15 protein-coding genes are annotated in these 22,485 nt (G+C 65.8%); 1 reads left to right on the forward strand and 14 read right to left on the reverse strand.

Translation table 11 applies throughout. The annotated features are described in order from the left end of the window. Positions 1-110: 110 nt before the first annotated feature. The 13 genes from ACFSM0_RS08425 to ACFSM0_RS08485 form a co-directional block, all read right to left on the reverse strand. The gene (locus tag ACFSM0_RS08425; RefSeq protein ID WP_377389235.1) at positions 111-2,792 is read right to left on the reverse strand and encodes an ABC transporter transmembrane domain-containing protein; all 2,682 of its coding nucleotides are present in this window, start codon (positions 2,790-2,792) and stop codon (positions 111-113) included. Between the two features lie 106 nt (positions 2,793-2,898). Next, positions 2,899-4,053 carry a glycosyltransferase family protein gene (locus ACFSM0_RS08430; protein WP_377389238.1) on the reverse strand — a complete coding sequence of 385 codons (1,155 nt, stop codon included), beginning with the start codon at positions 4,051-4,053 and terminating at the stop codon, positions 2,899-2,901. Continuing rightward, positions 4,053-5,288, reverse strand: coding sequence for a glycosyltransferase family 4 protein (locus ACFSM0_RS08435; protein WP_377389241.1), 1,236 nt, complete (start codon positions 5,286-5,288; stop codon positions 4,053-4,055). Before ACFSM0_RS08435 ends, ACFSM0_RS08430 begins: the two co-directional genes overlap by 1 nt. Further along, on the reverse strand, positions 5,285-6,562 hold the full coding sequence (locus ACFSM0_RS08440) for a glycosyltransferase family protein (protein ID WP_377389243.1): 1,278 nt from the start codon (positions 6,560-6,562) through the stop codon (positions 5,285-5,287). Before ACFSM0_RS08440 ends, ACFSM0_RS08435 begins: the two co-directional genes overlap by 4 nt. 63 nt (positions 6,563-6,625) lie before the next feature. After that, entirely contained in the window at positions 6,626-7,837 is a 1,212-nt protein-coding gene (locus ACFSM0_RS08445; protein ID WP_417716680.1) for an ABC transporter permease, read from the reverse strand. Beyond that, positions 7,834-8,829 carry an ABC transporter permease gene (locus ACFSM0_RS08450; protein ID WP_377389246.1) on the reverse strand — a complete coding sequence of 332 codons (996 nt, stop codon included), beginning with the start codon at positions 8,827-8,829 and terminating at the stop codon, positions 7,834-7,836. The genes ACFSM0_RS08445 and ACFSM0_RS08450 overlap by 4 nt, the downstream gene beginning before the upstream one ends. A 3-nt stretch (positions 8,830-8,832) precedes the next feature. Beyond that, on the reverse strand, positions 8,833-10,770 hold the full coding sequence (locus ACFSM0_RS08455; RefSeq protein ID WP_377389248.1) for an ABC transporter substrate-binding protein: 1,938 nt from the start codon (positions 10,768-10,770) through the stop codon (positions 8,833-8,835). Further along, positions 10,767-12,716: an ABC transporter ATP-binding protein gene (locus ACFSM0_RS08460; protein ID WP_377389251.1), complete on the reverse strand. Its 1,950-nt coding sequence runs from the start codon at positions 12,714-12,716 to the stop codon at positions 10,767-10,769. Before ACFSM0_RS08460 ends, ACFSM0_RS08455 begins: the two co-directional genes overlap by 4 nt. A gap of 137 nt (positions 12,717-12,853) precedes the next feature. Then, complete coding sequence (locus ACFSM0_RS08465; protein ID WP_377389253.1) at positions 12,854-13,456, reverse strand: histidine phosphatase family protein; 603 nt, start codon at positions 13,454-13,456, stop codon at positions 12,854-12,856. 153 nt (positions 13,457-13,609) lie between these two features. Beyond that, positions 13,610-17,932 carry a PAS domain-containing protein gene (locus ACFSM0_RS08470; protein ID WP_377389256.1) on the reverse strand — a complete coding sequence of 1,441 codons (4,323 nt, stop codon included), beginning with the start codon at positions 17,930-17,932 and terminating at the stop codon, positions 13,610-13,612. Between the two features lie 111 nt (positions 17,933-18,043). Next, positions 18,044-18,379, reverse strand: coding sequence for a dihydroneopterin aldolase (locus tag ACFSM0_RS08475; RefSeq protein WP_377389259.1), 336 nt, complete (start codon positions 18,377-18,379; stop codon positions 18,044-18,046). Then, entirely contained in the window at positions 18,372-19,142 is a 771-nt protein-coding gene (locus tag ACFSM0_RS08480) for an SDR family oxidoreductase (RefSeq protein ID WP_377389261.1), read from the reverse strand. Before ACFSM0_RS08480 ends, ACFSM0_RS08475 begins: the two co-directional genes overlap by 8 nt. Positions 19,143-19,233: 91 nt before the next feature. After that, positions 19,234-20,340: a TRAP transporter substrate-binding protein gene (locus ACFSM0_RS08485; RefSeq protein WP_377389264.1), complete on the reverse strand. Its 1,107-nt coding sequence runs from the start codon at positions 20,338-20,340 to the stop codon at positions 19,234-19,236. A gap of 285 nt (positions 20,341-20,625) precedes the next feature. Here ACFSM0_RS08485 and ACFSM0_RS08490 point away from each other — a divergent pair, with 285 nt between their 5' ends. Next, the gene (locus ACFSM0_RS08490) at positions 20,626-21,249 is read left to right on the forward strand and encodes a J domain-containing protein (RefSeq protein ID WP_377389267.1); all 624 of its coding nucleotides are present in this window, start codon (positions 20,626-20,628) and stop codon (positions 21,247-21,249) included. Positions 21,250-21,291: 42 nt separating this feature from the next. Here the strand turns inward: ACFSM0_RS08490 and ACFSM0_RS08495 are convergent, their stop codons facing one another. After that, positions 21,292-22,269 (reverse strand): pirin family protein, encoded by a 978-nt coding sequence (locus tag ACFSM0_RS08495; RefSeq protein ID WP_377389270.1) that lies wholly within the window; start codon positions 22,267-22,269, stop codon positions 21,292-21,294. Positions 22,270-22,485: the final 216 nt, after the last annotated feature.

The raw sequence follows: 22,485 nt of genomic DNA on the forward strand, positions 1-22,485 counted from the left end.
CTCCTTTCCCAGTCGGGAGGGTCCGTCGCCAGACCATCTCCTCCTATAATATGGGGGCGCATGAAAGCTACGTAAATAGTTCTTCACGCATCAGAGAGCTGCCTGAGGCATCAATGGGCACGACCATCGCGAATTTCGACCACTTCGCTGAATTGGCGGGCAAAAGTGGTGTTGGTGAGGGCCCAGATCACGCCGGGCTTTTGCGGCAACTGGTGCAAATACTCCAAGATGTTGTTCACCAGACGCTGTTGCAACGCAGGATCGAGCCCCGCGAGCGCCTCGTTGAGCACATAGAACCGCGCGTTGCGAATCAGCAGGCGTGCGAGGCCGATCTTGGAGCGCTGCAGCCGCGTGATGCGCCGCCCGCCCGGGCCGACCTCCTGCGCGAGGCCGAGCCCCATCATCTGATCGCGCATCTCCGGGTCGGTCTCGAAGGCGCGGTTGAGCACCGCCAGCACCGCCTGCTGCACCCGCTCTTCGGCGTGGCCGTAGCGGCGGTTGATCTTGCCGAACAGGATGTTTTCCATCAGCGAGGCGTTGAACAGATAACGCGCCGGCTCGTAGCGATCGACCAGCGCGCGCAGCTCCTCGGGCATGTTGGCGTGCAGCTTGTGGCGGCAGGCGACCACGCGCGCGCGCAGCCCGTCGTCGAGCAGGCCAAAGCGGTAGGTCGGCTCGACATAGTCAAAGGCGAGCCGGATCAGCCGCACCCGGTCTTCGAGCGTGGCACTGTCGGCGCCGTCAGGCGTGGTGCGGGCGAGCGTTTTCTCGAAGGCGGGCATCTCTTCGGGTGTCATGTAGGTGAGCCATTGCAGCACCTCCGGCGTATCGGCAACGCCGTTGAAGAGATCGAGGGTGATCCGCGCGAAGTTCCAGCCAAGCGCAAAAAGCTCTGCGTCGAGCCCCTGTGAGATCAGCGTGCGCGCAAAGAACGGGTGGCGCACGATCCTCGGCAGCCGGTTTTGCGGATCGCCCGTCACACCAAAGAGAAGGTTTTCGCCAATCGTGGTCTGAATGTTGAACTGGTCCGGTTCGAACGGCAGAACCAGCCCCTCGAGCCGATGCGCGGTCAGATGCTCGCGCAAGATGGTGCGCAGCGCGAGCACCCCCTCGGGCAGGATCGTGCCCGCCTCCGGGCCGATCCGTTCCTTGAGCGCGAGCATCAGCACTTCCTGGCTCAGCTCCACCACTTCAAGCACGGTGGCAATCGACGGCAGCAGCCCTTCGGGGCCGCTCACCGGTTGCAGCGCGTCGTAATCGATCCAGTCGCCATCGACATCGAAGAGCGGGTTGCCGGCACGCGCCGTTTCGCGCCAATGCCACTGGTTGTGGTTGGCGTCGATGCGGGGCGAGCCATCTTCATGGGTGATCAGCGGGATCCGGTGGCGCAGCCCGTAGCAGATATTGTCGAGGATCGTGCCCGAGAACATCGCGGGGGTTGAGCCGACATAGCCGATCGCCTGCGTGGCAAGGCTTTCGGGCAGGCGGAACAGATCGTGCCCGTCGACGGTGACGCGGCCCTTTGAGGGCGTGAGGATGCGCCCGAGGAGTTCGGCCAGCACGCTGGAGCCGCCAAGCGAGCCGCCGGTGAGCGCAACCGTGCGCCCGGGTGGGATTTCAAGGCTGAAATCATTAAGCAAAACCGCGCCCATGTCGCTTTTCACCGTGACATGCATCACCTCAAGGGCCGGCGCGGGGGGCAGTGTGCAAAGCTCCTCGCCGGGCTCCGGCTCCGGCTCTGCCATGTGTTCGTCTTCGAACCGCTCCACCACCTGCTCGTAGCGCATCTGCGTGTCCTGGCGCGCCAGATCCCAGTCGATCAGCTCCTTCAGCGGCCCCGGCAGCTCCTTGTAGGCGTTGATCACCGCAACAAGCTGGCCGACGTTGAGCCGGTCGGTGATCGTGAGATAGCCGCCGATCGCGTAAAACAAAAACGGTGTGATCTGCGAGATCAGGTTGTTGAGGAACTTCACCATGAACTTGCGCTGATAAAGCTCGTAGCGGATCGAAAAGATCCGCGCGAGCCGGCTGACGATATCGGCGCGTTCCCAGTTGCCGCCGTCATTGGCGTGCACGGTCTCGATATTGTCGACGATTTCGGCCACGCGCCCTGCAAGCTCGCGCGCCGTCACCTGCCGCTCGCGCCCCAGCACGATCAGCGCGCGGCGCATGCGCGGGATGATCAGCACCTGAATCGCCGCCATCCCCGCCGCCATCATGCCCAGCCAGAAATGCTGCACGAAGATGAAGAGCATCGCCGTGAGCGCCTGCCCGCCCAAAAGCGCGGGTTGCACGAAAGCATCGCCCGCAAAGCCGCCGAGTGGCTCAAGCTCGTCCTTCACCATGCTGGAGACTTCGCCCGCCTTGATCTGCTTGAACCGCGCATTGGGGAAGCGCAGGATCCGGTCGACAAGGTCATAGCGGATGCGCCGCAAGAGCCGCTCGCCGAGCCGCCCCTTGCGGGTGTTGATGGTGAGCTTGAAGAGCCCGTTCACGATCACCATGGCGAGGAAAGTGACCGAGAGCGCGGCGAGCGTTTCGAGCCGGTCGAGCTGGAAGCCGTCAAAGAGCGTGACGGGGCCGAGCCCGGGGAGCGAGACGCTCAGGTCCAGAAAGGGCAGCGTGGCGCCCGGCGTTTCGAACCCGTGGCCCTGGATTGGCTGGTTGACGATCGCCTTGGGCAGATCGAAGGCCATGTAATAGGGGATCATCGACACGAGAACGATCAGCATGATGGCGATCTGCTCGCGGCGCGTATAGGTCCAGATATACCGAAACAGTTTGGGGTCCATCAGCTCGATCCGGATCACGCGGGAAGGCGAGGGCGGTGGGCACCGTCCGTCGCTTGGTTAGCCGGGTTATGGCGCAGAGCGGGTCAAAGCGCCAGTGCCGTGAAGCTCAGCCTTCCTCGGCAAGGGCGCACAGAAGTTCTGCAGAGCGCGCGGCACCATCAAGGGCGAGCCCGCCGCCGCCCGGTGCGGGCCTTGCTGCGGCAAGGGATTCGGTGATCGCCCCGGCAAGGCTTTCGGCATCGAGCCCGGTCTCTGCGATCACGCGCGCGCGGCCGATCCGCTCAAGGCGCTCGGCGCGCCGGGTCTGCTCGGTCTCGTCGCCCGCCGCATAGGGCACCAGAATGCTGCGGCAGCCCGCCTGAAGGATGTCGCCCACGGTGTTGTAGCCCGCCTGCGAAACCGAGAGCTTGGAGGCGGCAAGAAGCCGGGCAAGGCCGGGGTAAAAGGTTTCGAGCCGCAGATCATGCTGCGGCAGGCGGGCGGCGGTGGCGGCAAGGTCGGCCCGCACCGGCTCGGGCAGGTTCGGCCCGGTGATCAGGCAGACCGAGAGCCGCCCGGGCAGGTGCGCGAGCGCGCCGAGCGCCGCGCGCGACAGAGCCGCGCCCACCGCGCCGCCGCCAGCCGAGATCACGATATCGACGCCGTCTGTGGCGGGCTCCGGCGCGGGCGGCACCACAAGCCCGGTGTGGCGGATCTTGTCGGCGATGTCGTCGGCGAGGGGAAAGCTGTCTTTCAGCGCGGCAAAAGCGGGGTCGCCATGCACGAGCACGAGGTCGTAATGCGCGCGGATCATCTCCACCGTTTCGCGGTCACGGCCTGCCTTTGTCTTTTCCTGCACGATGTCGCGCACCGAGGCAACAAGGCGTGGCCGGGGCGTGGTGGCCTCAAGCGCTGCGATCAGCGGCAGAAGTTCAAACCGCATCTGGCGCCGCCCGAAAGGGAAGGCTTCGGTCACGACGACATCGGGGTGCAGATCGCGGAAGGTCTGGAGCAGAAGATCGCGCCGCGCGTCGAGATAGGCGGGGGAGGCCACGGCACCGGAGCCATCGGCAAGGCCCTTGAAGCCCTCGCTGGCCGCGTGCAGCGGCGGCAGCGCCACATGCGGCACCCCCGGCGGCGGAAAGCCCGAGACCGGCATGCCGCCGGTGACGAGCGTGACCTCGGCGCCGCGCTCGATCAGCGCGCTGGCGATGCGGCTTGCACGCGCCAGATGGCCGATGCCCAGAAGGTGCTGGATATAAAAGAGAATACGGTTTGCCATCAGCCCCCCCAGGCGCTGCGGAAAAGCGCGGTGAGCCGGGCGATGCCGGGGCGCGCGTCAAACTCGGTGCGCACCCGCGCCTCTGCCGCGGCGCCAAGGCGGGCGCGCAGATCGGGCGTGGTGATGGCGCGTGTGAGCACGGCGGCCAGCGCTTGCGGGTCTTCGGGCGGGCAGAGCAGGCCCGTCTCGCCCTCGGTGACAAATTCCGGGATGCCCGATAGCTCGGTGCCGATCGGCATTAGCCCCTGACTCGCCGCCTCGACGATCACATTGGGCAGCCCGTCGCGGTCCCCCTCGGGCGTGCGTCGGCTCGCGAGCACGAAAAGATCGGCGCTGCGATAGGCGGCAAGCACGTCTTCTTGCGCGAGCGCGCCTTGCCAGCTGATGCGCCCGGAAAGGCCAAGCTCGCGCGCGAGCGTTTGCAGCCGCGCAAGCTCGCCGCCGCCGCCGATATGGGTGAGGCGCCAGTGCAGCCCCTGAGGGAGTTTGGCAAGCGCGCGCAACAGCACGTCATAGCCCTTTTTCGGCACCGCCCGGCCCACCGAGAGGATCTGCACCGGATCGGTGCTCGCGCGGCCATCGCGCGGCGGGCGGGGGCCTGCGAAGGGCGGAAACCGGTCAAGATCAAGCCCGTGATACGCCAGATGCACCGCCGCACCGGGCGCGAGGCCGGCCAGATGATCGCGCCCCGACGCGGTGCAGGTCACGGTCCAGCGCGCCTGTGCCATCTTCTCGGCAAGCTCCCAGTCCGGCGATGTCCAGATATCCTTGGCATGGGCCGAAATCGTGAAGCTCTGGCCCCGCAGCAGCGCGCAATAGCGCGCGACAGAGGCGGGGGTATGGGCGAAATGGGCGTGAATCCAGAGCTTTCCGGGCGGAAGCTCCGCCGCCATCACCAGCGCCTGGCCAAAGCGGCGCAGCCGGTTGCGCGTGATGTCGCGTTTCAGATCGCGCCAGAACGCGCCAAACGCGGCGCGAAAGCCCGGCAGGCGCAGCCCCGAAAGCGCCGCGCGCGCCACGCGCAGCGGCTCTTCGTGCAGATATTCGGGCAGATAATGCACCGGCGCCTTGATCTCGCGATGCACCGGATGGATGCGCGTGTCGGTCGGGCGGCGCAGCGACACAAGAGAAAGCCTCAGCCCCGCGCGCTCAAGCCCCAAAAGCTCCTGCGCGATGAAGGTCTCCGAGAGCCGCGGATAGCCCTTGAGCACAACAACGAGGAGCGGATCACTCATGAGCCGAGCCGGATTTCCGGGGCGGGTTCGCGATGGGCCGGGCGCGGCGGCGGGGCGGGGCGCGCGGCCGAAAAGATCCATTCGCCGACATCGGCCGAGACCGTTTCGAGCCCGTTCATCTCCAGCACCGAGCGCATCCGCGCATCGACTGTTTGCGAGGGGGGCGGCGCATCGCACAGCGCGCGCAGCGCCCCGGCAAAGCGGGGCGTGTCGGTGATGTCTTCGGCGGGCATCATCCGCACAAGGCCAAATTCCTGCCCGCGCTCGGCGCGCAGGGCCTGCTCGAGCCGCGGCGTGGTGCGCGGCACGATCAGCGCGGGTTTGTCAAAGCTCAGGATCTCGCAGAAGGTGTTGTAGCCGCCCATCGCCACCACGCAGCGTGCACCCGCAACAAGATCTTCCATCCGGTTGTCGAATTCGATGATCTCGACATTGGGCAGCGCGCGGGCGCGGGCGATGAAATCGGTGCGTTCGCGCGGCGGCAGATAGGGGCCGAACACCACCAGCGTGCGCGGCACCGCGGCCTCTTCGGGCGTGGTTCGGGCGTGTTCATGGGCGGCGAGCACCGCCTCCACCAGGGCCGCGCCATCGCCGCCGCCCCCGGTGGTGACGAGCAGATAGCCCTCTGCCGGGCGCGGCTGGATCGCCTCGGAGCGCGGGCGGCTGCGGCGCAAGAAGCCCGTGTAATGCATGCGCGCGCGCACCGTTTCGGGCACATCGAGCCCGGAGAGCGGGTCGTTGAACCCTTCCGGCCCGTAGACCCAGATCGCGTCGTAATAGGCCTCGATCTTCTCCATCATCTCCTTGCCGGCCCATTCGCTGGCAAGAAGTTCGGGGGAATCCATGATCTCGCGCAGCCCGAGCACCAGCCGCGTGCCGCGCGCCTTGAGATAGGCCAGCGTTTCCTCCACCTCGCCATGCAGCCCCATCGGCTCCTTGTCGGTGATGAAGATATCGGGGCGGAAGCTTTCGGCGGTATGGCGGATGATCGCGCGTCGCATCGCCAGCGTATCGGTGAGCGAGGTATGCGCCGCCATGGATTGATACTCGCCATTGTGCAGCTTGATCACGCTCGGCACTTTGACAAAATCGACCCGCACCCGGTAATCGAAGGCCCCCGCTATTGTCGCGCCCGAGATGATCATCACCGAGAGGCCGCGATAGGTCTCGACAAGGGCATTGGCAATCGCGCGACATCGGCTCAAGTGACCAAGACCGAAAGTGTCGTGGCTATACATGAGGATACGGGCGTTTTCGAGGCGCTGGCTATTCATGGGCACACTACTGGTCAAAACCTTCGGGACAAGCAAGCGCCACTCCGTTAGCGCCGGACACGTTTATCTGAGCGGGTCGGCGGCGTCACGTAGCCCGTCGCCAAAAAAGTTGAAAGCGAGGATCACCAGCACCACTGGCACCATCGGCCACAGAAGCCATGGATAAAGCGCGATAATGTTGATGCCGCGCGCTTCGGTGAGCAAGATCCCCCAGCTTGTGATCGGCGGGCGCAGGCCAAGCCCGAGGAAGGTGAGGGCGGTTTCGCCAAGGATCATGCCGGGCACCGAAAGGCTCGCCGAGGCGATCAGATGCGACATGAATCCGGGCAGCAAATGGCGCCAGATGATGCGCTGGGGCCGGGCGCCCATCAGCTCTGCCGCCAGCACATAATCCTCTTCGCGCAAGGAAAACAGCTTGGAACGCACGGCGCGGGCCTGCCCGGTCCAGTCCAGCATGCCAAGGATCACGGTGATGCCGAGATAGACAAAGATCGGGCTCCAGGTGAGCGGGATGATTGCGGCGAGCGCCATCCAGAGCGGGATCGAGGGGATCGACTGGATCACCTCGATGGTGCGCTGCATCGCGACATCGAACCAGCCGCCACGATAGCCCGCAATGCCGCCGATGAGGATGCCAAGCGAGAAGGCGACGAAGGTGCCCAGAAGCCCGATCGTGAGCGAAACCCGCGCCGCATAGAGGATGCGCGACAGAATGTCACGCCCGAGCCGGTCGGTGCCCAGAAGGTTGAACCGGCCGCCTTCGGCCGGGCAGACGAGGTGCAGATCGCCCGGAATCAGGCCCAGCATCCGGTAGGGGGTGCCGTGGCAGAAGAATCGGATCTTCTGCACATCGGAGCGGTCGTCCGCATAGACCCGCTTGAGCCGCACCATGTCGAGGGTGACGCTTTGCCCGTAGACGAAGGGGCCGACAAAGCTGCCGTCGTGGAACAGATGCACCTGTTGCGGGGGCGCGTAGATGGCGGTGTAGTCGTGATCCTCAAGCCGGTAGGGGGCGAGAAATTCGGTGATCAGCAGCGTCGTGTACATCACGATCAGGAACACCGCCGAAATCAGCGCAAGCCGGTGGCGGCGGAACTTGATCCACATGATGCGGAGCTGGCTCGCCTGACCGCCCGCCGCACCACCAAGCCCGCCCGCAAGGCCCGGAGATTCCGCCGCGGGATCGAAGGGTTCGGCGGAGACGAAATGGCCCGGCGCCGCGCCCGGTGCAGGCAACGGCCCGGGTTGCATATCCGGTTCGGTCGGGGGGGTCATCCGCGCCTCCCTTGCAGCCGCACACGCGGGTCGATCAGGCTCAGCGCAATGTCGGAGACAAGCACGCCGATCACGGTGAGGAAGGCCAGAAACATCAGGAAAGATCCCGCCAGATACATGTCCTGGCATTGCAGCGCGCGGATCAGCATCGGCCCCGTGGTCTCGAGCGACAGGATGATCGCGGTGATCTCGGCGCCGGAGATGATCTGCGGCAGCACCGAGCCGATATCGGCCACGAAGAAGTTGAGCGCGAGGCGGAGCGGATATTTCGCCACCACACGTCCGGGCGAGAGCCCCTTGGCGCGGGCGGTGGTGACATATTGCTTGCCCAGCTCATCGAGCAGGTTCGCGCGCAGCCGCCGCGCCATGCCCGCGGTGCCCGCGGTGCCGATGATCACCACCGGGATCCACAGATGCGCGAGGATCGAATGCAGCTTGTCCCAGCTCATCGGCTGGTTCAGGTATTCGATGTCCATCAGATGGCCGATGGAGAGGCCAAACCAGACATTGGCGAAATACATCAGAATGATCGCCAGCATGAAGTTGGGAATGGCGAGGCCGATCAGGCCGAGCAGCGTCAGCCCGTAATCCCCCCAGCTGTATTGATGCGTTGCCGAATAGACCCCGATCGGGAAGGCGAGAAGCCAGGTGAACACGATCGTCACCGTGGAGACCATGATCGTCAGCCAGAGCCGGTCGCCCACCACTTCGCTCACCGGCATGCGGTATTCGAAACTGTAGCCGAAATCACCGTGCACCATGCCGGTGACCCAATGCAGATATTGCAGCGGCATCGGGTCGTCGAAATGATAATGCTCCTTCAGCAGCGCGATCTCCTGCAGGTCGGCGGGTTCGCCGAGCATCTGCAACTCCTGCACATAGCTCTCGAAGTAATCGCCGGGCGGAAGCTGGATGATGGTGAAGACCAGCACCGAGATCACGAAGAGCGTCGGCACCATCATCGCGATCCGGGCAAGGATGTAACGCAGCATCGGCTAGCCCTCCTTCCCGTCCGTGTCGTCGAGCCAGAACGTGTCGGGCATGTAGACGCCGAGGATCGAGGTCGGCACATAGCCGATCAGCCCGGTTTCGGGCAGGTTGCGCAACCGGGCGCTGCGCACCACCGGCTCCGGCACCGCGTTGACGGTGCCGATCGAGAACACCTGATCGGCGTGCAGCGCGAGCATCTGGTGCCAGATCTCGGTCCTTTCGTCCTGGCTTGTCGAGCCGCGCCAGCGGTCGAGCAGGCGCAAGAGCATCAGCGCCTCGGGCATGTCGGGGGCAATCCCCTGCCGCCCCTGCGAGACGTAATGCGCGCCCCAGCGCGGCCAGTTGAGTTGGTCCTCGGCGGTGGGGGCGAGCTCGTAGGGCGGCATCTCGGGGGTGGGGAGCGCATTGTCGAGCCCGTTCCAGACCGACATCACCGTCATGCCCGCAAGCGCGCGGGAGCGGAACAGTTCGCGCTGCGAATTGCGGGTCCAGACCGCAAGGCCGACGGCGCGGAAATGGTCGCGGATCATTTCGAGCACATCGGTCTGCAGGCTGCTCTCGCCCGCGGTCTCGATCATCAGCCCCGCCATCTTGCCATCGGGCATGCGTCGGAAGCCGTCGCGGTGCCGCAGGCCGAGCAGGGTCCGGTCAAGGAGCGCATTGGCTTGCTCGGGGTCGTGGCTCGCCCAGGCCGAGGCGTAGTGCGGCTGGTAGAGCACGCTCTCGGGCAGGATCGTGTTCTGGCTCGGCGTGGCGAGGCCAAAGAACAGCACCTGGTTGATCTCGTCGCGATCAATCGCAAGCGACAGCGCGCGGCGCACCGTCACATCGCGCCAAAGCGTATTCCAGACCGGGTCGAGGCAGTTCAGGTTCGGCATCAGCGCCACGCGCGAGCCCTGACTGCGGGTCCAGAGCGCGACCTTGATCGGAAACCGAGTCTCCGCCTCCTTGACCAGCGTGTAATCGCTGAATTCGAGCCCGGTGGCTTGCAGGTCGCTTTCGCCGGTGGCGACCTTCGCGGGCAGGATGTCGTAGCTGGAGACATCCATCTCGAACCGGTCGATATAGGGAAGCTGCACGCCCGCGCTGTCGACCCGATGGAAATAGGCGTTGCGCTCGAACACGAATTGCTCGGAGGGCGGCGAGGTGCGTGGCCGCCACGGCTCAAGCGTCGGCAGATCGGGGTTTTCGGGGCGGCTTGAGCGGCTCACCTTCTGGTGCAGCGAGCTCCAGTCATCGACGCGCCAGTGCTTGGCGAGCTGCTCAAGCCGCGGCATCGGTGTGTAGCGGGCATGGAACGCCTTGAGATAATGCGCCGGCAGGAAGAGCCGCAGCGGCACCGGTTCGGCCAGCCGCGCCGGGAATTCGGGCAGCGGCGCGTGCCAGCTGTAGCGCACCGTCACCTTGTCAAGGATCTCGAATTTCGGGCCGCGCCCGTCGAGCAGCATCTCGGGCGGCATGCCCCCCAGCTCGGGATGGCCAATCACATCTTCCCAGCAGTAGCGGAAATCCTCGGCGGTGAAGGGATGACCGTCCGACCAGCGGTGCCCGGGGCGCAGATGCAGCGTGAAGATGCGGTCGCCCTCCACCTCCCAGTCGCGCAGCAGGTCGGGAACGAGCTCAAGCTCGGGCGTGTAGGCAAGCAGCCGCGCATAGCCGAGGATCGGCATGTAGCGCACATCACGCTGCCCGCCGATCACCATGCGGAGCGTGCCGCCACATTGGCCGGGGGTGCGCCCCATCGCGGCAAGGTCGATCACGCGCGGCACGTCGGGCAGGCGCGCGGCCACCGGGGGCAGGGCACCCATGGTTTCTTGCGCGGCAAAATAGGGGGCGCTGACAAAAGCCTCGGCAAGGCTCGGCGAGAGTGTCGCGCCCGCGGCAATCAGCCCCAACGCCTCGCGCCGCCCGATCGGGCGCCCGGAAAAGCCGCGGTTCTTCATCTTGCCCCCCCCGTGCCGTCGAGGTCGCGCCGGTCGGCCATCGGCTGCATCCGCACCAGATGCCCGTCGCCCAGATCGACCAGCTCACCCGGCGCCTCGGCGCTTTCGCGGAAGGCGGCGGGCCAGGCGCTCTCGGCCTGCGCCGCGGGCATGCAGGCGGCGGCGATGTCGAGCGGGTGATGCGGGTCTGGATGCGGCACGGCGGCCAGAAGCGCGCGGGTATAGGGATGGGCGGGCGCGTTCATCAGAGCCTCGCGCGGGGCGAGTTCCACGAGCCGGCCCCGCCACATCACCGCAATCCGGTCGGCCAGATAGTTCACCACCGCGAGATTGTGCGAGATGAACAGGTAGGTGAGTTGAAGTTCTTTTTGCAAGTCTTTCAGAAGGTTCAGAATTTGCGCCTGAACCGACATGTCGAGAGCGGAAACGGCCTCGTCGCAAACGATGAATTCGGGGCCAAGGGCGAGGGCGCGGGCGATGCCGATGCGCTGGCGCTGCCCGCCCGAAAAGCTGTGCGGATAGCGCGAGGCGACCGCAGGCCCTAGCCCGATGGCGGCAAGGAGCGCCGCCACCATCCGGTCGCGCTCGGCGCGGGTGCCTCGGGCATGGATGTCGAGCGGCTCGGAGAGGATCTGGCCCACCGTCATGCGCGGCGAGAGCGAGGACATCGGGTCTTGAAAGATCATCTGCACGCGCTGGCGCAGCGCGGTAAGCTCGGCGCCCGCGGCCCCGGGCACGTCGAGCACGCCGCCTGCGCTGTCATGGAGCAGGATCTGTCCCGCATCGGGGGCAAAGGCGCGCACCAGCATCTTGCCGACGGTGGTTTTGCCCGATCCGCTCTCGCCCACGAGCCCGAGGCATTCGCCGCGCCGGATCTCGAAGCTGACATCGTCGACTGCGCGCAGCGCAGGCTCCGAGCGTGCAAACAGCCCCCAGGAGCGGTTGCGCGGCAAAAAGCTTTTGCTCAGCCCCGAAACGGTGATCAGCGGGTGCGCTGGCGTGGCAGAGGCGGCGGGCGCGGGCGCGGCCGGAACGGACATCGCGGCAAGCGCGCGGATGCCTTCGGCGGGCACCTCGCGCAGGGGCTTGAGCCGGTCCCGCGCGCGCGGGCCAAAGACCGGCACGGCGTTCATCAGCCCGCGCAGATACTCATGGCGCGGATCGGCAAAGATCGCCTCGGTCGGGCCCGATTCCAGCACCCGTCCGTGATGCATCACCACCACCTCGTCGGCGAGGTTGGCGACCACGCCGAGATCGTGGGTGATCAGCAGCACGGCGAGGTCAAATTCCCGTTGCAGATCGCGGATCAGCCCAAGGATCTGCGCCTGGATCGTCACGTCGAGCGCGGTGGTGGGCTCGTCGGCAATGAGCAGCGCCGGGCCGCAGATCACCGCCATCGCGATCATTGCGCGCTGCCGCATCCCGCCTGAAAGCTCGAACGGATACATGTCATAGATCCGCCTCGGGTCGGGCAGGCCGACCCGGCCCAGCATCTCCTCGCAGCGCGCCCGCAGCGCGCGGGGCGGCATCGGCTGGTGCAGCCGCAGCGCCTCGGAGATCTGGTTGCCGATCGTGTGCACCGGCGAGAACGAGGTCATCGGCTCCTGAAAGATCATGCCGATCTGCGCGCCGCGGATCGCGCGGATGGCGCGCCCGTCATGGGGCAAGGTGAGCAGATCGACCGGTGCGCCCGCGCCGGTGTCGAGCCAGACCTTGCCGGAGACACGGGCATTGGCCGGTTGCAGCCCGAGGATCGCCTGGCCGGTGACGCTCTTGCCCGAGCCCGACTCGCCCACAAGTGCGGTGATCTTGCCGGGCCGCACCCGCAAGGAAGCCCCGCGCACGGCCTCCACCTCGCCTTGCAGAAGCGGAAAGCTGACCCGAAGCGCGTCGATGCGCAGCAGATCTCGAGCGGTGTCGGGGAGGGGGCGTGTCGAGGGGAGCACGGAAAGTCTTCAGGCGGATCTTGCGGAGTCTGTTGGGGCGCGGGACGGAGTGTCGCACCAGAGTGTGCCGCCAAGCGGACAATGTCGAGGGTGAAACGTGCACAAAGCAATATTTACGCCAACCGGGCCAGCGCGGCTCAGACCGGGGCGGGAAGCTCGATGCGCGTGACCACGCCCCCGTCTTCGAGCGCATGGAAGGCATCTTGCGGGGCCGAAAGCGCGACGGCTTCCGCAAGCGGCAGCCCGGCATGCAGCCCGCGCAGAAGCCGGCCGGTAAAGGCATGAGAGATCAGCACGAGGTCTCCCGGCTGCGCGCAGGCGGCTTTGTGCACATCGGCGAGACGGGCCAGAACCGCGGCGAGCGGCTCGGCTCCGGGGGCATGGAACATCCATTGGCGCCGGGGATGGCGCTTGCGAAAGCCGGGGGCCTGCGCCTCCATCTCGGCGCGGGTGAGCCCGTCCCAGGCGCCCAGCGCAATCTCCTGAAGGTCGGGCTGCAGCACCAGCGGAGGCGGGGTGCCGGTGGCCCGCGCGATCTCGGTTGCGATCAGCGCGGCGGTGGTTTGCGCGCGCGGCAGCGGGCTGACCCAGAGCGTCGGGCGCGGCGCAAGTGTGGCCAGATGCGCGCCAATGCGCCGGGCTTGCGCCGTGCCGCGCGCGGTCAACGGCGAATCGAGCCGGCCCTGATACCGGCCCTCCAGATTGAAAGCGGTCTCGCCATGGCGCAACAGATACAGCACGGAGCCTCCCGGGGTCGGGGCCCCGATGCACTATGAACTGCGCCGGGGCCGGTCTGGCGTCGTTGACGCAGCCAGAGCGGGGCCATGTCAAGCCCCTCTCCGCGCGGGCGAAGCCTGCGCGGGGCGCGTCACGCGGCACCGGCGGGCACCGGCTCAGGAGCTGCGCCGCATCGGGGTGCGCCCGTCGATGCCCGAAAGGCCAGAAAAACCTTGGCGGCGCGCGAAATCCTCTGCCGAGAGCGGCATAGAGAACAGGTAGCCCTGCAAGATGTCACAGCCGAGCCCGCGCAAGATATCGGCCTGTGCCTCGGTTTCCACCCCCTCGGCCACGGTGCCGATGCCGAGCGTTTCCGCGATTTCGATGATCGCCCGCACGAGGCTTGCCGCGCGCGGGTCGCGCGCCACCGGGTCGATGATGCGCCGGTCGATCTTGAGCGCGGAGGGCGCGATCTGCATCAGCCCGATGATCGAGGCATGCCCCGAGCCGAAATCGTCGATCTCGATCTCGATTCCCGCCTCGCGGATCGCATCGAGATGGAAGCGGAAGGCGTCGCTCTCCTCCTCGACGAAAATCGATTCCAGAAGCTCGAAGGTCACGCGGGTCTCGCCATCCACCATGCTGCGCGCGGATTGCACCACATCGGGGTCGTTCATGCGCCCGGCCGAAACGTTGAAGGAAATTTTCGGCACCTTCAGCCCGCGGGCGCGCCAGCGCGCGAGCGCACCACGGGATTTTTCCATCATCACCCGGTCGATCTCGGGAACGAGGCGGAGCTGCTCGGCCACATGCATGAAGGCATCGGGCGCGAGGATGCCGCGCTCGGGATGCTGCCAGCGCAACAGCGTTTCCACCCCGGTCAGCATGCCCGTTTCCGCCGCGACCTGCGCCTGGAAGAAGGGCACGAATTCGTCCCGGTCGAGCCCTTCTTGCAACTCCGCCGCCAGTCGGCGGTCAAGCAGGAGGTTGGTGTGCAGCTCCGGCGTGAAGAACTCCATCCGGTTGCGCCCGGTGTTTTTGGCACGGTAGAGCGCGGCATCGGCAAAGAGCTGGATCTCGGAGCCCATCTGCCCGAGATCCTCGGTCTGGGCGATGCCGAACGAGGCGCCAAAGCGGCACTGCCGCCCTTCGAACAGCAATGGCTCGCTCAGCCGGGCCTGCAGCCGCTCGACAATCGCGCTCGCCTCTTCGCGGTTGCTGCCGGCGCGCAGCAGGATGGAAAACTCGTCCCCGCCGATGCGGGCGGCAAAATCGCTCGCGCGAAGCGTTTCCTGCAGCACCTCGGCCACCCGCACCAGCACCAGGTCGCCCGCTTCATGCCCCAACGTGTCGTTGACATATTTGAAGTGGTCGAGGTCGATGCGGATCAGCGTGCAATCGCGCTTCTGTCCATCCTGGGTCTCGGCGATCCGTTGTGCGAGCACCTTGTCATAAAAGCGCCGGTTCGGCAGGCCGGTGAGCCCGTCGTGGAGCGCTTGGCGCTCGTTTTCGGTGCGCATCTCCTCGGCAAGCAGATGCGCCGAGCGCAGCTCCGCCTCCCGGCGCACGTCTTGCGTGACATCATGCAGCGCCCCGGTCCAGACCACGGAGCCGTCTTCGAGCATGCGTGGCGTGGCAGAGTTGGCCAGCCAGATCTCGCCCCGGCTCGGATGTTCGACCCGGAACCGCTGGTTCCAGAATTCCATCTTTGTCGCGGTCAGCCCCTGCGGGCCGATGAACGCGTCCAGATCCCCCGAATGCACATTGTCAAACACCTCTTTGGCGCTGCGGTCTTGCTGGAAGAAGCCATAGCCAAGCCCCATCAGCTCTTCAAAATAAGGGCTGGCATAGGGGATCGAGGTTGTCCCGTCGGCGGCGCGCTTGAATTCGTAAAGGCCCGCAGGCGCGATCGAGGCGATCCAGGCGAGCCGCTCAAGCGCTTGGCGCACGGCATCGGCGGCCTCGCTCGCGCGCTTTTCGCTCGCGACCCGCTCGGTGACATCCATCGTGTTGCCATACCAGACGATCCGGCCATCGGGCCGGGCAAAGGGCTGGGCCGACACATGGAGCCAACGCATCCCGTGCTCGGGGTGATCAATCCGGTGTTCAAGTTCAAAGCGGCTGAGGGTGCGGGCCGAAACCTCCAGCGCGTCATGCGCGCGTTCCTCATCCTCGGGCGGAAAATGCGTGAACAGCGTGCGCATGTCGGCGTGCAGGGCCGCCGGGTCCACCCCCAGAAGTTCGGGCAACACCGGAGAGAAGAAGGCGAAGCTCATCTCCCCGCCGGGCGGAAGGTGAAACTCGAAGATCGCGCCGGGCGTATGCTCGGCCATCGTCATCATTCGGTCGTGCACCCGGCGCAGCTCTTCCGCCGCGATTTGCGCGCGCTCCTCGCTGGCCACCTGTTCGGTGACATCGAGCACGTTGCCAAACCAGATCGTCGCCGCATCGGATTGGCAATAGGGCTGGGCCACCACCGCGAGCCAGCGCCGCCCATGTTGCGGATCGTCCACCGCAAAACGGGCCATCGCGCTGCCATTGGTCGCTTTGGAGGTTTTGATCAGATCCTCGATCTGGGCCTGATGCTCTGCGCTCATATGCGTGAAGATCACGCTTGCATCTTCGGCCAGCGCATGCGCGCTCACGCCCAGCAAGATCGGCAGCTTGGCGGAAAAATACGGCAGTTCCGCATGCCCCGAGGCGTCGAGCCGGTATTCGAACAGCGCGCCGGGGGCGTTGTCGGCCAGATTGTCGAGCCGGGCGCGGGCGCGTTCGGCCTGCGCGGCGGAATCGGCGAGGCGGCGCTCGTTCTCCTTGATCGAGTCGATGTTGATGATGGCGCCGGAGAGCAGATAGGGCAGGCCCTGATCGGAGCGGTCAATTTTGCGCGCCACCGCGCGGTACCAGTGCCAACTGCCATCGGCATGGCGCCGACGGTGCTCGTGCGAATAGATGTCGGACTCTCCCGATTTCATCGCCTCGGCCTGCGCGATGGCCTCGGGCATGTCATGGGGATGGATCAGCCCGCGCCAGCCCGCCTCGGTCGAGGGGAAGGCGTCGGGGGCGAAGCCGAAGAGCTGATAGGTCTCATCCGGGGTCCAGCCTTCGCCGGTCTCCGGGCAGATCGAAAAATGGCCGATCTCGGCGCAAATCGCAGAGGTGCGCAACAGTTCCGCCCGTTCTTCGGCCAGCGCACGGCTTTTCTGGGCATCGGCGAGCGCCTCCGACAGCCGGCTTTCATTGGCCTTCAGATGGTCGACGCAGGTCAGCCCGCCATAAATCTGAAACGGCAGCCCCTTGTCGCTGCGGTCAAGCTTGCGGGCGATGCCGCGATACCAGTGGTAGGAGCCATCCTTGTGGCGCAGCCGCGCGGTATTGTCGAACACCGGAGCGCGGTCAACGATCATGTCCTCGATCAGCGTGATGGCATCGGGCAGGTCATCGGGGTGGTAGAGGCTGCGGAACCCTGTCGAGTCTGCCTTGAATTCGCCCGGCTCATAGCCGAGCTGGCGATAGCCCTCGTCGTTCATCCAGCTTTCGCCGAGTTCGGGGCAATCCACCCAGACGCCAAAGCCGCCAAGCGCGGCGGCGGTGCGCATCATCTCTGCCGAGGTGGCGGCGGCGTCACGGGCGCTTTGCGCTTCGGCGAAGGCCTGAAACACCCAGGCCTCACTGTCCTTGCGGTCGCTGATGTCGGTCAAGGCGCCGCAAAGCATCACCGGCAGGCCCTGATCGCGCCGGTCGACGCGTTGGCCGCGCGCGGTGATCCAGGCCCAGGTGCCATCGGCCCGCAGCATTCGGAAGTCATGGCAATAAGACTGCGTCTCGCCATCGGACATCGCCAGAAAATCGTTGCGCACGGTTTCCCGATCGTCGGGATGGGTCAGCTCCATGAACTTTTGAAAATCGAAGCGCGTCTCAGGCGGATAGCCGAGCAAGGCGCCGAAATGCGCGCCGACCTCGCCATAACCGAGTTCGGGGAAGCGATGCCACGCGACGATGCCACTCGCCTCAGAAGAGATGCGCAGGATGTCCGCCTCTGCGCGGGCGGCCTCAAGCTCTGCCTCGGCGCGCGCGAGCGCCAGCCCAAGTCGTCCGGGGCCGGTTTCGCCGGGCAGCGCCTCGACGAGTTGCAGTGCATAAAGCGCCGGGGCCGGATCGGCAGAAGGATCGGCGCTGTCGGCGCAGGCGGGGCCCGCATCGGTCGAGACGGACCAGATCGAGACGTCAAACGGGCAGGGCCCGTCATCGCCATCGTCACAGGTCATGCGAAAGCGGGTGGGGCCGTCATAGGCGAGGGCGAGGGCAGGCATCAGGCGGCGCAGCACCGCCTCCGGCAACAGATCGGCCAGAGCGCGTCCGACGGGATCGCCTTCCCCGGCAAAGCGCCGGCTGAAGGCCGGATTGGCCCAGCGCAGCCGTCCCGCAGCATCCACGAGCGCCATTGCGCCCGGAAACCCGGACAGAACAGCCTCAAAATCTGCGTGTCCCCCCACCATTAAAACCTCACACTGGTCACACCCGCCCACGGCACTTTCGCCCGTAAAGGTTAAGGTCTGACTTCGAAAAACGCTTTGCCGAGGGGATTTTGGCGCCCGTGAGGGGCGGGGTCAGCCGCGCAAGAGCACGCCCACAGCTTTCGCATCGGGGTAGACATCGGGCTTTTTCGACGAGATCGCCGCATGCGCGACCCCTTCGAGCGTGTGCACGAAGGTGTGGATGCGGCTCACCAGCTCTTCTTGCGTGTCGATCCGCGTGCCGTTGAAAGAGCGCACGAACGCGGCCACCCGGTCGTAATCGAAGAACTTTCCCGCCGCCCAGTCGGTGCCGGTGACGGTGATCTCGGCCGACACAAGCACCCGCTGAGGGCGGGCCCGCTCAAAGTCGTGAATGCCCAGAAACATCGTGATTTCAAGCTCTTCGAGCCGAATTATCAGATCAGCCATGCACATAGCCCTGCTTCACGAGAAACGCCACATCGCGCGGCAATTGCCACAGCGACTGGCCACCATCGACGGCGATCACCTCGCCCGTCACCCCTTTGGCCGACCACAGATAGAGCGCCGTGCGCACGAGATCTTCGGGCGTGACTTGCCGCGCCAACGGGTTGATGCGGCTTGATTTTTCAAAGTTCTCCGGGGTTTGTTTGCCGGAGATGAGGGTGATCGAGGGGGCGATGCCATTCACCCGCGGCGCGCCCGCAAAGCGCATCGCCAGCATTTCGGTGGCCGCAAGCAGCGCCGCCTTGGACAGGGTGTAGGAAAAGAAATCCGGGTTCAGCGCCAGAACCTTGTTGTCGAGCATGTTGATCACAAGCCCGTCCGCGCCGGCCATGTCCTGCGCGGCAAGCCGAGCGGCAAGCGCCACCGGCGCTTTCAGGTTGACCGCAAAATGCGCGTCCATCGTGGCGCCGTCGAGAGTGAAGACATCGTCATTCATGAAGTTCGAGGCGTTGTTGAGCAGCACGTCGACCCGGCCAAGCCAGGCCTGCGCCGCGTCGAACACCGCCTGCACCGCCGCGGGGTCTTCGAGGTCTGCCTGCACGATGCGGCAAATCTCGTGCTCCTGGTTCAATTCTGCCGCGAGCGCTTCCGCTTCCGCTGCCGAGGCGCGGTAATGCAGCATCACGCGAAAGCCAGCCCCCGCAAAGCCGCGCGCCATTGCCGCGCCGATCCGTTTGGCGCCACCGGTAATCAGGATGCCGGGCATCTGTCCCCCCTTGTTTTCTCATATCTAGGGGGCGGGGCGGGCAAGGAAAAGCCCCCGGAGGTGTCTCCGGGGGCAATCGGGCAGGGCCGGCTCAGAGCTTGCCGTTGCGCTGCTGGATCATCATGAACGTGTCGTAGTTATACTCGGAGAGCTGCATCCACAGGTAGGCGTCCTTGCGGAACGCCCATTGGCTGTCATGGATCTTCTTGAAGGCGGCGTTCGAGGCGTCGAACTCGGCATAGACTTCGTTCGCCGCGGCAAAGCAGCCGTCGAGCACTTCCTGGCTGAACGGGCGCAGTTGCGTGCCGTTGGCCATCAGCGATTGCAGCGCCGCCGGGTTCTTCCAGTCATAGCTTGCCATCGCATCCTGGTTGGCCGCCTGACAGGCCGCGGTCAGCGCCACCTTGTAGGGCTCGGGCAGCGCGTTATAGGCATCGACGTTGAACATCGCATGCAGACAGGCGCCGCCTTCCCACCAGCCGGGGTAGTAGTAATAGGGCGCCACCTTGTAGAAGCCGAGCTTTTCATCGTCATAGGGGCCGACCCATTCGGTCGCGTCGATCGTGCCTTTTTCCAGCGCGGGATAGATGTCGCCGCCCGCGATCTGCTGCGGCACCCCGCCAAGCCGTTCAAGCACCTTGCCGCCAAAGCCGCCGATCCGCATCTTGACCCCTTTGAGGTCTTCAAGCGTGTTGATTTCCTTGCGGAACCAGCCGCCCATCTGGGCGCCGGTGTTGCCGCAGGGCAGTGCCGTGACGTTGTAACCCGCGTAGAACTCGTTCAGCAACTCGATGCCGCCGCCATAGTAGAACCATGCGTTTTGCATCCGCATGTTGAGCCCGAAGGGCACGGCGGTGCCAAAGGCAAAGGTCGGGTCCTTGCCCCAGTAGTAGTAAGAACAGGTGTGGCAGGCCTCGACCGTGGCAGAGGAGACGGCATCCATCGCCTGCAGGCCCGGCACGATCTCGCCTCCGGCAAAGACCTGAATGTTGAACTTGCCATCCGTCATCCCGCGCACGTAATTCGCCATCGTCTCCGCGGCGCCGTAAATCGTGTCGAGCGATTTCGGAAAAGACGAGGTCAGCCGCCAGGTGACGGTCGGGCTCTCCTGCGCGATGGCGGGGGCGGCAAGAGCGGTTCCGGCGGCGGCGGCAACAGTGCCGAGCGCGCCCTTCCGGATGAAAGTGCGACGATCCATATGAATTTCCTCCCAGTCGTCTGGTGTGCGACGTTTCCCCCGGGGTCCGGCGAACCGGCCTCCCCCCCGGATGCGGGCAGGTTAACTGACCCATGCGGGCTGTAAACAAAATATTTCGCAGCCGTGCCGCGGCGGGCTTGTGCCGATGCGGCAGGGCGCAGCCGGGCAAAGACCGTTCGGGCACGTTTGCCTCTTGGCCTTCGCGGCAAATGCACTATCCTCTCCCCCCCGAGTCGGTCAGTTGCCGTCAGAAGCAGCGCCGAGGATGAGAATGCGCGAGGCCCCATGAGCAAGACCGACCCTTTCGGCTTCAACATTTCCGCCGCTGCCGACAAGCAGCGCCGCACCAAGGGCAAGCGCGGCATGTCTGGGGCGTTCGAGACCTCGACGCGCAAATGCGATCACCCGGAGTGCAATGAGCCGGGCCAGTATCGTGCGCCCAAGAGCCCGAAAGTGCTCGATGACTATTTTTGGTTCTGCAAGGACCATGTGCGCGAATACAACCTGAAGTGGAACTATTTTCAGGGCCAGAGCGAAGAGGAATTCCAGCAATTCCTTGACAGTGCGAATGTCTGGGAACGCCCGACCAAGCCCTTTGGCCGCACCAAGGAAGAAATGGGCTGGGCGCGCCACGGCATCACCGATCCGATGGAATTGCTTGGCCAGAACGCCACCCAGAACCCGGGCCGGGCCACGATCGGGCGCAAGCTGCCGCCGACCGAGCGGCGCGCGCTGGAGATCCTTGAGGCGAAGGACACGATGACAAAGACCGAGATCCGCGCCAGCTACAAGGCGCTGATCAAGGTGCTCCACCCGGACATGAACGGCGGCGACCGCTCGCAAGAAGAGCTGTTGCAACAGGTCGTCTGGGCCTGGGATCAGATCAAGGACAGCCGAAACTTCAAATAGGCGGCGGCTGCGGCCTTGCGGCGCGCGCCGGGGCGGGGCCGCTCACGGCGCGGGTTTGCCCGCTGGGGGTTTGCCCTCTGGAGACGTGGGGGCCACCTCGGGGAGCGGGATGTATTCGGCGTCATCCCCGGGCGGGAGCTGAAAGCGGCCATGTGCCCAGTCCCCCTGCGCCCAGGCCTCTTTTGCCGCCTCGATCTTCTCGCGCGAGGAGGCCACGAAGTTCCACGAAATATAGCGCGGCCCGTTCATCGTGGCGCCGCCAAGCACCATCAGGCGCGCGCCTGCCGCGCCGGCGGTCAGGCTGATGCGGTCCCCCGGACGGAACACCATCATCCGCCCGGACTCGAAGGTTTGCCCCGCAATCGTCACCGCCCCCTCGACCACATAGACGCCGCGATCCTCGTGCCCGTCGGGAAGCGGCAGCGCCGCCCCGGCCGCCAGCACGGCATCGGCATAAAACGTCTCGGAGAAGGTCTTGACGGGCGAGGTCTCGCCCCAGGCCTGACCAAGGATCAGCCGCACCTGTTTGCCTTCCGCCTCCAGAACGGGCAGCGCCTCCTTGCCATGATGCTCAAAGCTGGCGGCGCGCTCCTCCTCGGCCTCGGGCAGCGCCACCCAGGTCTGAATGCCGAAAAGCGAGCCGGGGCGGGTCCGCATCTCAAGGCTGGTGCGTTCGGAATGGGTCACGCCATTGCCCGCAATCATCCAGTTCACCGCCCCCGGATGCACGATGCGGTCGGCGCCGGTGCTGTCGCGGTGCTGGAAGGCGCCCTTGTAAAGATAGGTCACGGTGGCCAGCCCGATATGCGGATGGGGCCGGATGTCGATGCCCCCGCCGGTGAGAAATTCCGCCGGGCCGACCTGATCAAAAAAGATGAAAGGCCCGACCATCTGCCGGGCCGGGGCAGGCAGGGCACGCCGCACCTCGAACCCGCCGAGATCACGGGCGCGCGGGATGATCAGCGTTTCGACCGCGCCCAGGCCGGGGGCGTCATGAGATTGTGTCGGGTTCCAGCTCATCTCTGTCTCCTGTCTCTGGGCCCCTGACATATAGGGCGAAGTGCCGAGGGCGCCCGGCGCGAGACAAGTCACTTTTGCGCGGGTTCTGTGCATCGGCGCGCAGCGCCGCCCGGCGCAAGCGCTCGGGAGACGACGGGATGATCGCTCAGCGCCCGAAGCGGCGGGGCAGGCCGCCATCGCCGCAAGATCCTTGAAACCACCGTGCCGCGCGTGAAA

Origin of the sequence: Rhodobacter lacus, from assembly GCF_042683065.1 — a bacterium.
In the GTDB taxonomy this organism is placed as follows: domain Bacteria; phylum Pseudomonadota; class Alphaproteobacteria; order Rhodobacterales; family Rhodobacteraceae; genus Rhodobacter; species Rhodobacter lacus.

Bases quoted from the DNA above. Each gene is read 5' to 3' on its own strand.
- ACFSM0_RS08480 (WP_377389261.1), bottom strand. From the start codon at position 19,142: ATGCCCGGCATCCTGATTACCGGTGGCGCCAAACGGATCGGCGCGGCA.
- ACFSM0_RS08475 (WP_377389259.1), bottom strand. From the start codon at position 18,379: ATGGCTGATCTGATAATTCGGCTCGAAGAGCTTGAAATCACGATGTTT.
- ACFSM0_RS08485 (WP_377389264.1), bottom strand. From the start codon at position 20,340: ATGGATCGTCGCACTTTCATCCGGAAGGGCGCGCTCGGCACTGTTGCC.
- ACFSM0_RS08430 (WP_377389238.1), bottom strand. From the start codon at position 4,053: ATGGCAAACCGTATTCTCTTTTATATCCAGCACCTTCTGGGCATCGGC.
- ACFSM0_RS08455 (WP_377389248.1), bottom strand. From the start codon at position 10,770: ATGAAGAACCGCGGCTTTTCCGGGCGCCCGATCGGGCGGCGCGAGGCG.
- ACFSM0_RS08440 (WP_377389243.1), bottom strand. From the start codon at position 6,562: ATGAATAGCCAGCGCCTCGAAAACGCCCGTATCCTCATGTATAGCCAC.
- ACFSM0_RS08425 (WP_377389235.1), bottom strand. From the start codon at position 2,792: ATGGACCCCAAACTGTTTCGGTATATCTGGACCTATACGCGCCGCGAG.
- ACFSM0_RS08490 (WP_377389267.1), top strand. From the start codon at position 20,626: ATGAGCAAGACCGACCCTTTCGGCTTCAACATTTCCGCCGCTGCCGAC.
- ACFSM0_RS08495 (WP_377389270.1), bottom strand. From the start codon at position 22,269: ATGAGCTGGAACCCGACACAATCTCATGACGCCCCCGGCCTGGGCGCG.
- ACFSM0_RS08435 (WP_377389241.1), bottom strand. From the start codon at position 5,288: ATGAGTGATCCGCTCCTCGTTGTTGTGCTCAAGGGCTATCCGCGGCTC.
- ACFSM0_RS08450 (WP_377389246.1), bottom strand. From the start codon at position 8,829: ATGCTGCGTTACATCCTTGCCCGGATCGCGATGATGGTGCCGACGCTC.
- ACFSM0_RS08470 (WP_377389256.1), bottom strand. From the start codon at position 17,932: ATGGTGGGGGGACACGCAGATTTTGAGGCTGTTCTGTCCGGGTTTCCG.
- ACFSM0_RS08445 (WP_417716680.1), bottom strand. From the start codon at position 7,837: ATGACCCCCCCGACCGAACCGGATATGCAACCCGGGCCGTTGCCTGCA.